The organism is Arthrospira sp. PCC 8006, from assembly GCF_046480465.1.
Classification (GTDB): Bacteria; Cyanobacteriota; Cyanobacteriia; order Cyanobacteriales; family Microcoleaceae; genus Limnospira; species Limnospira platensis.
In genome coordinates this window covers 1-11,926 of the sequence record NZ_PKGG01000165.1, presented here as the reverse complement: position 1 = coordinate 11,926, position 11,926 = coordinate 1, and the positions used below count along the sequence as shown (strand labels likewise).

The window sequence follows — 11,926 nt, the reverse complement described above, 5'->3', positions numbered from 1 at the left end:
ACGTGGCAGCATCTACAGCGATTCTGGCGGGTTTGGTATTAGACAAAGTGTTGATTAAACGATTATTGAGGCAAGAAATTATGCAAGAATCAGTAATTTATCAAGACATTTTGGAAGAAGCCYTWSAACRAGGATTACAACAAGGATTACAACAAGGATTACAACAGGGATTACAAGAAGGATTACAAGAAGGATTACAACARGGATTACAAGAAGGATTACAACARGGATTACAACAGGGGGCAACCGAAGGAGAAAAATCCCTAATTTTACGGCTGCTAAATAGGAGATTAGGCAGTTTGCCAGAAACGGTCATCGGTCAAATCAATCAGTTACCATTACCCGCATTAGAGGAGTTAGGAGAAGCATTACTAGACTTTTCGGAGATAGATGATTTGCTGGAATGGCTACAAAGCCATCAGCCCGAATAAATATCAACCGGAATTTCCGCCTTGGGGTAATTTACTAATTACCCCAACATGATGGCGATTACTTAGTTTTAGCTTCTAAGTTTTCTAGGCGACTTCGTAGTTCTTGATTTTCCTTTTTCATTTTGTCGAGTTCCTCGCGTAACTGCTTAATAGCCTTGTCTGAACCAAGGTTTTTTTGGACTTTTTGCACAGCCTCTTCCGCCCTGCGCCTGACCCGTCCATCCATGGTGTGTTCTGCTAGGTCATTCAAAATCGCGATCGCCTTGGGAGTTTCCATCTGGCTTAAAGCGGTTACCACAGATATCTGAGTTAAGAAGAAATCTTCTTTAGCTAGTTCTTCAAGCCGTTGAATAATACGTTCAAGATTGATGTTATTTTGACCTGTGGAAATGCGACCTAGACTAGAGATTGCATTTAAACGCAGGGCTTGAGGAACACCATTAGCGGTATATTTCCAAATCAGATTTAAAGCCATTTCTGAAGTTTTCATTTGACTCAAACCCGAAATCGCCCCAGACCGGACTACCTCATTCCAACCAGCCCTTTCTTGTAATACCATTTCTAACAAAGCGATCGCCTCAGCTTCTGTAGGTTCATCCTCCGTGTTTCCCGCCGCTATTTTCGCGATCGCCTGTATAGCACTAGCCTCCACATAATAACTAGGATCACCATTTTCCACCAGAGGTTTAATCGCCTGATAACTTGCAGCCGTGTGAATTTCTGCCAAAGCATTAACCACCGCCCGCCGCACTCGTGGATTTTCATCTTTTAAACCAGCAACCAAGCCATCAAAAGACTGATCAAGTTTAACCTTCACTAACTGTTTAGCTACCTCAACCCGGACTCCCCAGAAAGGTTCAGAAACCATCGCCTCTCCCAAGGCTTTAGCCGATGCCAAATTCCCTTTTTTAGCTAAGGCTTGGGCGGCATAAATCCGGGAAATTGGGTCTGGGTCAAACTGAAGCTGTGCCTTTAACTCAGCTACTGGATAATCTAAAGTCACAGTTTTTAGGAAATTATTACCCACATCAAAACTGATAAAGTTAGGTTTCTCTTCCAAAGGAAAGTAAAAACTCTGTTCGCGATCGCTAACTTGTACAGTCACCGTTTTCAAGTCCACCTCAGTGGATTTCTTTTTGGATTTTCCCTTAGATTTTTTAGTGTAGCCAAAACCTATAGGGATTTTCAAATTAAACAAATTCGCCTCACTGAGTTTCTCACTATCTTTCGCCTGGGTTTGTTTAATAGTCACCTTAGCAATTTTGCTATCATTATCCCAGGAATAGGAAACCTTATATTTAGGGTGTCCACCACGATAGACATATTGATCAAACAGGAACAGCAAATTCCGTCCTGTCGCCTTTTCGATCGCCCTCAATAAATCCACCGTTTCCACAGTTTTATGGGCGTTATCCTGCACAAAAGTATGAATAGCTTTGGCAAATAACTCATCTCCCAATTCTGCCCGAATCATGTGATAAACACAAGCACCTTTTTCATAAAGATGGCGATCATAAAGTTCAATTGCTTCTCGGTAAACGTGAGTTACAATGGGACGACTATAGCGGGAAGAATCCTCAGAAAAATAGCTACGGGCTTCATTTAATCGGTAATAAGCCGCCTCATCGGCGCCATATTCATGTTCAGTCCAGAGTACCTCGGAATAAGTAGCCATTCCCTCCTTAATCCAAGCGTGAGACCAATGGGCAATTACCACTAAATCACCAAACCATTGATGGGCGAGTTCATGGACTACCAGGCTTTCTGTATTGCGGTTATCTACGGTAGCGCGTTCGTCCAACAAACAGCGATCGGTTAACAGAGTTGTCGAGGTATTTTCCATACCTCCAAAAATGAAATCCTCAACGCAGACTTGAGCATATTTGGGATAGGGATAATCATAGCCAAAAGTTTGAGATAAAAACTCAATCATAGCTGGGGTTTTACCCATACTGCGTTGGGCATCTTCCTGGCGATTTTTTTCCACATAATAAACCACCGGAATCTGATTATACTCATCTTTAATTTCCGCAAATTTACCCACAGCTAAAGTTATCAAATAACTGGGGTGAACCTGCTTTTGTAACCAATGATAAATTTGGTCATCGCCCTTAGTTTTCGTGGCGATTAATTCACCATTAGCAATAGCCAAAAATTCCTGGGGAACCCGGACTTTAATTTCTGAGGTGGCTAACTGTCCAGGATAGTCAAAGCAGGGAAACCAGAAGCGGGAATCTTCATCTTCTCCTTGAGTCCAAACTTGAATCGGTTTATCGGGATAATCTGAATTGGGTCCGATAAAATACAGACCTCGTTGAGGATGATCAACAGTGTAGTCGATCGCTATTTTCAGAGTTTGATTAACCTCTGTGGGTTGGTTAAGATGAATCTGTAATTGTTGACCATCATGGTCAAAATCTACCTCATGCTTACCAATTTTGACTTGATTAATTTCCATATCTACCGCATCGAGGGTGAGGGTATTAATACCACTGCGGATCGGATTTAGGGTAATAGTACAAGTCCCCTGAAAACTTTGGGCGGGAATATCGAAAACTAGGTCGAGAAAAATATGCTCAACCTGACCAGGGCGATCGGGGTTATAGTGAGGGCGTGCCCCTGGTAACTCGAAGGATTTAGAATCGTTGCTGTCTGAATCGAAATAGGAATACAACATTAATGAATCTATAGATCGGAAGTCTAACATTTGATGGTTTACCTTTTTTGAGATCATGTCAACCGGACTTGATGGGATGACAGACTTATGGAACAATGGGACTCAGCACAACTGTAGTCAGATGGTTGACAAATTACGCAATATGTGATATAGCACCCTGAACTAATTGAAAAAATGTCATCATTGCCCAACAATTAGGCTTGCAGACATTCATCACCCGCCGTAGAATTTCTAGTTTAAGACTACTAAAAAGAGTAATTTGATATGAAGCTGGCAGCCCGTGTAGAACAGGTTCCCCAATCTGTCACCCTAGCGATATCAGCCAAGGCTAAGGCCATGAAAGCCGAGGGACTCGACGTTCTCAACTTCAGCGTTGGTGAACCGGACTTTGACACACCCCAACACATAGTCGCTGCGGCTAAAAAGGCACTCGATGAAGGAAAGACACGGTACGGTCCAGCAGCGGGAGAGCCCAAACTGAGGGAATTAATCGCTCGCAGTCTGACTCAAGAGGTGGGTATTAATTATAGCGCCGAAAATATCATTGTCACCAATGGCGGGAAACATTCCCTGTCCGAGTTGATGATGGCGATCATCGAGGCTGGGGATGAAGTGATTATACCTTCCCCCTACTGGTTAAGCTACCCAGAAATGGTAAAACTGGCTGATGGGACTCCGGTCATTGTGCCCACCGATGCAGCTACCGAGTATAAGATTACCCCAGAATTACTGCGACAAGCGATTACCCCGAAAACTAAACTATTTGTCCTTAACTCGCCCTCAAACCCGACGGGGATGGTTTACACCCCGGATGAACTGAAAGCGTTAGCGCAAGTGGTGGTAGAGTCGGGGATTTTGGTGGTCTCTGATGAGATTTACTCCCAAATTCTCTATGATGGCGCGCAACATCTGAGTATAGCAGCGACTCACCCAGAAGTCCATAAACAGACGCTGATTAGTAGCGGTTTCGCTAAGTCCTTTGCTATGACTGGATGGCGTTTAGGTTATCTGGCTGGGGATAAAACTATTATTGGGGCGATGACCCGGATTCAAAGCCATAGTACCTCTAATGTCTGCACTTTTGCTCAATATGGAGCGATCGCCGCTTTGGAAGGTCCTCTCGACTGTGTAGAAACAATGCGACAAGCCTTTGCTGAACGCCGGAAGGTTATGTATGAACTACTTAACGCTATTCCCGGAATTAGCTGTGTTAAACCCTACGGCGCATTTTATATGTATGTCAATATCGGGAAAATCGGCTTAGGGTCGGTAGGCTTCTGCAATGCTTTGTTAGAAGAAAAGCAAATGGCTGCAGTTCCTGGCTTGGCTTTTGGAACAGATGATCACATTCGCTTATCCTACGCCACGAGTTTAAAAAATATTGAAACTGGACTCAAGCGCCTAGAAGAATTTGTTGAAGGTAGGCTCTAATTTTATCTAAGTCGCGCTATGGGTGATTTTGAGGCTAATGGTAGAGAATATCAAAGCTGTAGAGTCCTTCGGCTCGCTGATACTCTACCTTAACCTGTGTAGGTTGAGCGGAGGGAGGTCCTTGGTGACACCATTCAATCATTGTCTGGACTTGGGCTTGACTACCCTCAAAAACTGCCTCGACCCGACCATCGGGCAAATTTTTCACCCAGCCGTTGACTCCCTTTTGAGTGGCAACTTGGCGAGTATAATACCTGTAACCGACACCTTGCACCCGTCCAGAGATGAGTAAATGGGCGCGAAGGAGGTCGGGTTTTTCGTGAGTTGTGTTAGACACGATTATAATCTGGTAACGTATTTAGATACTCTGGGGACACACAGCTATTAGAAACTGGTTTGATTAGATGATTGCTCTATAACTTTACCAAAAATTGGGAGATTAGCTATGGATTTGATTAGTTTACTGATTATGTTAATTATTGGCAGTTTGGCTGGGTTAGGGGTTAGCTATACTGTGTTAGAGCGTCGCCTGACCCAGCAGAGAGAAGAATATGAGCGACAAATTCGCCTCTCGGCTGAGGAATTAGAGAAAGCCCATCAAGTCAGGATTCAGGAAATGGTCCAGTCCCTAAGAGATGATTACGATCGCCAACTGCGAGAGATGACAGAAACGCTAAAACAAGAACACGAAGCTGAATTGACAAAAAGCAATGAATCCCTAACTCAATATTATCAGTCCCATATTGAGGATATTACCAACCAGGTACAAAGCCGTGAGGAGGAACTTCAAGAAGCTAACCAGCAGTTGAGGGAGTATCAGCAAGAGTTGGGAAATTTGACTGAGGAATTATATAGCCGTGAACGCCAGGTTGAGGAATTGAATGAGTTTTTGAGTGGATATCAGACTCAATTAGAAGAGGTCAATCAAGATCTACAAGCCAGCCAAACTCGCCTTCATGAAATGGGTGAGTCTTTAACAGGCTATGAAACTCAACTTCATGATATGGATCACGAGATTAGCGAAAGTCAAGATCGCACTCAGAAGATGGAAGAATATATCGCGACTTATGATAACCAACTACAACAACTTGAGCAAGACAACTATACTACTAAGGAGGAAATTCGCGAAACTCTCAAAAATATTCAACAGCACAGTGAACAAGAAATTCAGAAGCTACGGGCTGATCTTGAACAAGATCAGGAGACTCAGATTCAAAATGCTATTGATAACCTGGAAGAACAATATAATGATGAAATTCGCGCGGGAACTGAAGAACTGGTGCGAGCTATGCAGTCTCAAACTGAGCAGATGATAAAGTCGCTGCATGAGCGTTTGGAATTTTTGCCTGAGTTGTTGGCAGAAAGTGAAGCGGAAGCAGCTACAGAAGCGGCTACACCAGAAGAGACACTAGAAGAGACGGAAGCGGTGGCGGAAGTGGCGGAAGTGTCGGAAGAGGTAGAAGAATCAGTGATGGCTGATGGTTTAATGGCAGTAGATTCGGTTAAGCCTCCGCTAAATCTGAAAGTCACTGGGTATAGCAGGAATGAGAAGGAGGACTTGCTGATAGCGATCGCTAAAATTGGAGAATCGCAAAACCTGTCAGCTATTGCTAATTTGGTTGGCTATACTCGACACGCGGATACAGAAATACGCACTCAATTGGCGGCGACTTTGGGTAGACTAGCAAGCACCCACGGCTTACGTGCAGAAATCCAACAAGCTATTCCTACGCTAACTCAACTGAGCCAAGATAGTAACGCTCAAGTGCGTCAAGAGGCAATTTATGCCTTGGGTATGATTAAAAGCGATCGCGTGATTCCCATACTTAAACAAGGTTTGCGAGACCCCGATCCGTCTGTAGTGCAGGCAGCGAGTATGGCGATGGAGAAATTTAAGTTTTATCACGAAACGGATAAGCAAGCCAAACCGATCGCGTCTGTTTTTCAGAAACCGGAGGATGGCTCGAAAGGTTGATAGTTCCCGATACATGGGAGGTTGACTCAAAGGCTGTACAGACAAGGCTTGCCTTGCCTGTACACTCTCAGAGGGTTAAATTTCTGGAGCATCGGCTATCAAAAGCTCATATTTAACCATCTTTTATGGGTGTGATATCGATGATTATCAAGGGATGGCTAGATACACCAGAATGTAGAAGGCAATTTGATGGTAAGCCTAATTAGCTACAGTTTCTGGCATTAGGGATGAATGGTGATGATCAATTAACCATTCACCATCCTTATAGACATAAACATAGGAAAAGCGGGCTACTTCTTGGGTGGTTTGACCTTGGTCATCTGTAAATGTAAAGGTATAAACTCCCACGTCATGAGCCTTGTTACAACCAAGGGCAATAGTCCGGGTGTTAATCACTCCTTGGGGATTATTTGGCAGAAAGTCCACAAAATAGTCTCTAATGCTTTCATGGTCGGTGCGGGGAGTGTTGGAAACGGTTGGCAGTAATACGGCTGTGGGGCTATAGTTAGCTACTACTTGATCAGGATCTAGGGTAGCTAGGGAAGTATTCCAGCGATCGAACAATGCTGCGATTTCGGCTTCGGTGACTTCGGCGCAGGAAACTCCGGCAGTTTCAGCAGCCTGAGTACAACCTGACATAGTAGCTGCTAAAAAACTAGCGGACAGGGTGGAACACAAAATTTTTTTGATCATGGTTAAATCACCAGATATTCCCGGACAAATAAAGGTTAATGAATAGATGATAACACAAAATTATCTATTGGGAAGAAACTAACTAATTTTTGATCCACAGGGATTTGTCGGCTAATTTTATGTGGTTTTCCTCAAAATAAGCAAACATACCCCAGACCCTAATTTTAGCAAAAGGGTTATTTTGGGGGTAAATGAACATTGGGATAACAGACTGCTCCCAAAAGTTAGTCCCATTAATGCAATAGTGGGAACTTGTGGGAGGGATTGAATCCACAGACAAAAATAAATGGTTTTGATTTTATCATAGATTTGGAGATTGTGGGAAAATTTGATGACTAAGGGGGGGTTTTGGGGTGATGTGGTGGCGATCGCATGATTCGCATTAGTAGCATGATTCGCATGAGTAAGGGTGACTATGGCGGTGTGGGTAGAGAGTTATGCAGCAGATTTAAATGGAGTTAAGAGGGGGAGGGGTTTGGGAGTGTCTGAGTTGCCCCAAACCAGGGATAAAGGCGGGTGAATGGTGGATCTGATTCATGGTAAGATTAGCGAGCAGAGGGGAGATTTTACCGACAATGGGGAAAATCCCATGAATATTTTGGCGGCGCTTCTGGCCCTAGGAGTTTAGGCTCGGTATCGTTAGAGCCCAACAGATTAAATCTGTCCCTTTGGGGGTAGATCGCTGTAACCCAAATCGTGAGGTTTGGAAGTCCCCGTCGGTTTGAGGGCGGGTATGATATCAATGTTCACCATTTCTGACACTCAATAACCCGTGGTTGCACAACTATCTAATAATACTTACGAACCCAAAACCCAAGAAATCGCCCAAGAACTTCTAGGGGCGACGCAACAGAAAAAACAGTCTCTGTTTGGCAAAATCCAAGACCAGATGCGTTTGGATGACAAAATCCTGGACTGGGCGATGTCTAACCCTGGTTTGCGGGTGCAATTGTTTCATTTTATTGACTGTTTACCGGCGCTGCGTAGTAAACCGGAAATTGCGACTCACCTTCAGGAATACCTAACGGCGGAAGAGGTGGAACTCCCGGACTCGCTGAAAAAGCTGCTTAATTTTGCTAACCCGGACTCGGTAGCTGGGAAAATGGCAGCTACCACAGTAGCCCCGGCGGTAGAAACTCTGGCTCAGAAATATATCGCGGGGGCGGATATTCCGCAAATTATCAAAACTCTGGAAAGGTTGCGTAAAGATAAACTAGGGTTTACTGTAGACCTGCTAGGGGAGGCGGTGATTACGGAAACGGAAGCGGAATCGTATCTTAATAGTTACTTGGAATTAATGGAAAAACTGTCGGCGGCGGCGCAGCGGTGGTCAACAGTTCCCCTAATTGATGAAGCGGACGGAAAGGCTATTCCTAGGGTGCAGGTTTCGGTGAAGTTGACGGCTTTTTATTCGCAGTTTGACCCCCTTGATGCTAAGGGAAGTGAGGCGAAGGTAAGCGATCGCATTCGCACCCTATTAAGACGGGCGAAAGAAGTTGGGGCGGCGGTGCATTTTGATATGGAACAATACGCCTATAAGGACCTAACTTTAAGCATCCTCAAAAATCTGTTAATGGAAGAGGAATTTCGCGATCGCACTGATATCGGCGTAACGGTTCAAGCCTACCTACGCGATAGCCCGAAAGACTTAGAAGGGATTATTGAATGGGCAAAATTGCGGGGATATCCGGTGACAGTAAGACTGGTAAAAGGCGCTTATTGGGACCAGGAAACTATCAAGGCGATGCAAAATGACTGGCTACAACCAGTATTTAATGATAAGGCGGCGACTGATGCTAATTACGAAAAGCTGACCCAATTAATGTTGGAAAATCACGCCTATATTTATTCTGCTATCGGTAGCCATAATGTGCGTTCCCAGGCGAAAGCGATCGCCATAGCGGAAACCCTCAAAGTACCCCAACGCGCCTTTGAGATGCAAGTTCTCTATGGTATGGGAGACCAACTCGCGAAACAATTGGCGGCTAAAGGTTATCGAGTGCGGATGTATTGTCCCTATGGTGAACTACTACCGGGGATGTCTTATCTAATTCGGCGACTGTTAGAAAATACGGCTAATTCTTCTTTTATTCGCCAAAGTTCAGAACAGCGACCTTTAGAAGAACTATTAGCGCCTCCTGTTGGTGATAATGATAGCACAATTCACCAGACTTGGAAACCTGTATTTCCGAATGCGGCGGATAGTGATTATGCGGATGCAATTATTCGCGATCGCGCTTTGGCTGCATTGGAAACTGTGCGATCGCAGTTGGGTAAAACCTACTTACCTTTGATTAATGGTAAATCGGAAAATACAGAGACTTTTGTAGATTCCGTTAACCCGGCTAAACCTACGGAAATAGTCGGCAAAATTGGTTTGGCTAATATTGAACAAGCGGAAAAAGCGATCGCCGCTGCTAAAGCTGCATTTCCTAGCTGGAAAAAGACCCCCGTTAGCCGACGCGCCGCTGTCTTACGAAAGGCGGCAGAATTGCTCGAACAACGTCGCCATGAATTATGTGGCTGGATGGTTTTTGAGGTAGGTAAAGCCTTATCTCAGTGTGATGCGGAAGTGTCGGAAGCCATTGATTTTTGCCGTTTTTATGCGGCGGAAATGGAACGGCTAGACGAGGGTTATATTTATGATACAGCGGGGGAAAGCGATCGCTATTCCTATCAACCTCGTGGTATCTCCTTAGTCATTTCTCCCTGGAATTTCCCCCTAGCTATTCCGGTGGGGATGACGGTCGCTTCCTTAGTCACCGGAAATTGTACCCTGTTCAAACCGGCGGAAACTTCTGCTATTATTGGTGCGAAAATTGCCGAGATTTTGGTGGAAGCTGGGGTTCCTGATGGGGTGTTTCAATTTATCCCTAGTAAGGGCTCAACGGTGGGGGCTCATTTAGTTAAACATCCTGATGTTCAGATGATTACTTTTACAGGTTCTCAGGAAGTCGGTTGTTGGATATATGCAGAGGCGGCGATTTTGCGACCGGGACAAAAACACCTGAAGCGAGTAGTGGCGGAAATGGGTGGCAAAAATGCCATTATTGTTGATGAAAGTGCAGACCTTGATCAAGCGGTGGCGGGAGTTGTTTATTCGGCTTTTGGTTATACGGGTCAAAAATGTTCTGCTTGTTCGCTGGTGGTGGTTGTAGAGCCTGTTTATGATGTGTTTGTGTCGCGGTTGGTGGAGGCGGTGCGATCGCTTAATGTGGGTGATCCGGCTGATCCTAGTACCTTTGTGGGTCCGGTGATTGACCATAACGCCCAAACCAAGATTAAAGAATACATTGAGATAGGTAAACAAGAAGCAGAAATGGCGATCGCCTTAGATACACCAGACACGGGTTATTTTGTCGGTCCGACGGTGTTTGTTAATGTTTCTCCTACTGCGAAAATTGCCCAAGAAGAGATTTTTGGTCCGGTGTTAGCGGTGATGAAAGCCTCAAATTTTGATGAGGCGATGGATATTGCTAACGGGACTAATTATGCTTTGACGGGGGGTTTGTATTCTCGCACCCCCTCTCATATTCAGCAAGCTAAGGCTGATTTTGAAGTGGGAAATCTCTATATTAACCGGGGAATTACGGGGGCGATCGTTTCCCGTCAACCCTTCGGTGGCTTTAAACTCTCTGGTGTGGGTTCCAAGGCGGGGGGACCTGATTATCTCCTGCAATTCTTGGAACCTCGCACTATTACCGAGAACATCCAGCGACAAGGTTTTGCACCTATTCAAGGGGTGGATTAATTACCTTGATAAATGGGGCATTATGCTCCATAATTAAACCATTGGTATGGGTGGTTATATAGCGATTCGGTGGATTGGTGAGGTACTTTTCAAAGCCCCCTTCGACAAGCTCAGGACAAGCCTCTCCCGTATGGGGAGAGGGGTTTGGGGTGTAGACGCGCAGCGGCTTCTCTTTGAGTGGGCTGTACCTTATGGATATGAGAAACGCTATATCAATTATCAATAGAGGGCGGGTTTATTAGTCTTCTCGCCGAGAGATTTAATTGACAGCAGAACCCGCCCCTAGGCGATCGCTTTTAATTTCTGGGCTACCATCCCTTGAGTTAGTAACTCCTGCGCGTGTTTCAGACCTGTTTCTATGTCCGAACAAACTCCCGCACACCACAGATAAAAACCCCCATTCCAAATGGCAGCCTGCATTAATTCTCCCGGTTCCCCCTCCAACACAGCCTTGATATTATTAATCAGTTCATCTAAGGAATTAAGAGGAACTTCTTTCCCCCCATAACCATAATCATGGGGATGCAATAACAGACGTTCAAAAGTCGAGGTTTCCGGGTTGTCTATACTGGGGCGGTTGATGCCAATAATACAGGTGCGATCGCGGGGTAAATCACAACTGCCTTCTAATCCCTTAACCGTGATAAATTGCCGCTGATTTCGCAATTCTAGGGCGGTTCGGAACATTGATTCTGTGGGGGGGTGAACATAGCCACAGGCGATAGTTGCATCTCCTAAATAGGGAGACCACATTAACTCTAACGTAGCAATAGGGGGACGTTTCCCAATTTCTCGGCGGGGTCCCACTAGGTTCATGGCTAGGGGAAAATGGGTGGGAAGATGAATAAATCCTAAATCTGTCGTCTGGAAGATTTCCTGCATTCTAATTAGGCTAATTCCTTCCCAATTGATGCCTAATTGTTGCCAAATTTCATGTAAACAAMTCCCCTCTTTGGTCGGCATTCGAT

Annotated in this window: 8 protein-coding genes; 4 read left to right on the top strand and 4 right to left on the bottom strand. The window is 44.8% G+C overall.

The window, feature by feature from the left end:
- Positions 1-431, top strand: a 431-nt coding sequence (locus B9T16_RS19990) for a DUF4351 domain-containing protein (protein ID WP_410245590.1), incomplete at its 5' end; no start/stop codon positions are given.
- A 58-nt stretch (positions 432-489) separates the two neighbouring features.
- Here the strand turns inward: B9T16_RS19990 and B9T16_RS19985 are convergent.
- A complete protein-coding gene (locus B9T16_RS19985; protein WP_317268773.1) occupies positions 490-3,108 on the bottom strand; it encodes a M1 family metallopeptidase in 2,619 nt (872 codons plus the stop codon).
- 264 nt (positions 3,109-3,372) lie between these two features.
- Here B9T16_RS19985 and B9T16_RS19980 point away from each other — a divergent pair, with 264 nt between their 5' ends.
- Positions 3,373-4,539 (top strand): pyridoxal phosphate-dependent aminotransferase, encoded by a 1,167-nt coding sequence (locus B9T16_RS19980; RefSeq protein ID WP_410245589.1) that lies wholly within the window; start codon positions 3,373-3,375, stop codon positions 4,537-4,539.
- A gap of 34 nt (positions 4,540-4,573) precedes the next feature.
- Here B9T16_RS19980 and B9T16_RS19975 read toward each other — a convergent pair whose 3' ends face one another.
- Positions 4,574-4,876, bottom strand: a complete 303-nt coding sequence (locus B9T16_RS19975; RefSeq protein WP_006616647.1) for an acylphosphatase — start codon at positions 4,874-4,876, stop codon at positions 4,574-4,576.
- 108 nt (positions 4,877-4,984) lie between these two features.
- On the opposite strand from B9T16_RS19975, the gene B9T16_RS19970 reads away from it, so the two are divergent.
- Positions 4,985-6,514, top strand: coding sequence for a HEAT repeat domain-containing protein (locus B9T16_RS19970; RefSeq protein WP_410245588.1), 1,530 nt, complete (start codon positions 4,985-4,987; stop codon positions 6,512-6,514).
- A 198-nt stretch (positions 6,515-6,712) separates the two neighbouring features.
- Here the strand turns inward: B9T16_RS19970 and B9T16_RS19965 are convergent, their stop codons facing one another.
- Complete coding sequence (locus B9T16_RS19965; protein ID WP_410245587.1) at positions 6,713-7,207, bottom strand: SgcJ/EcaC family oxidoreductase; 495 nt, start codon at positions 7,205-7,207, stop codon at positions 6,713-6,715.
- 772 nt (positions 7,208-7,979) lie between these two features.
- Between B9T16_RS19965 and pruA the strand changes: the two genes are divergently transcribed.
- Complete coding sequence (pruA, locus tag B9T16_RS19960) at positions 7,980-10,958, top strand: L-glutamate gamma-semialdehyde dehydrogenase (protein ID WP_410245586.1); 2,979 nt, start codon at positions 7,980-7,982, stop codon at positions 10,956-10,958.
- A 282-nt stretch (positions 10,959-11,240) separates the two neighbouring features.
- Here the strand turns inward: pruA and B9T16_RS19955 are convergent.
- On the bottom strand, positions 11,241-11,926 hold a 686-nt coding region (locus tag B9T16_RS19955; protein ID WP_410245585.1), incomplete at its 5' end, for a hypothetical protein.

Coding starts and splice junctions, on each gene's coding strand:
- B9T16_RS19985 (WP_317268773.1), bottom strand. CDS start 3,108: ATGTTGTATTCCTATTTCGATTCAGACAGCAACGATTCTAAATCCTTC.
- B9T16_RS19980 (WP_410245589.1), top strand. CDS start 3,373: ATGAAGCTGGCAGCCCGTGTAGAACAGGTTCCCCAATCTGTCACCCTA.
- B9T16_RS19970 (WP_410245588.1), top strand. CDS start 4,985: ATGGATTTGATTAGTTTACTGATTATGTTAATTATTGGCAGTTTGGCT.
- B9T16_RS19965 (WP_410245587.1), bottom strand. CDS start 7,207: ATGATCAAAAAAATTTTGTGTTCCACCCTGTCCGCTAGTTTTTTAGCA.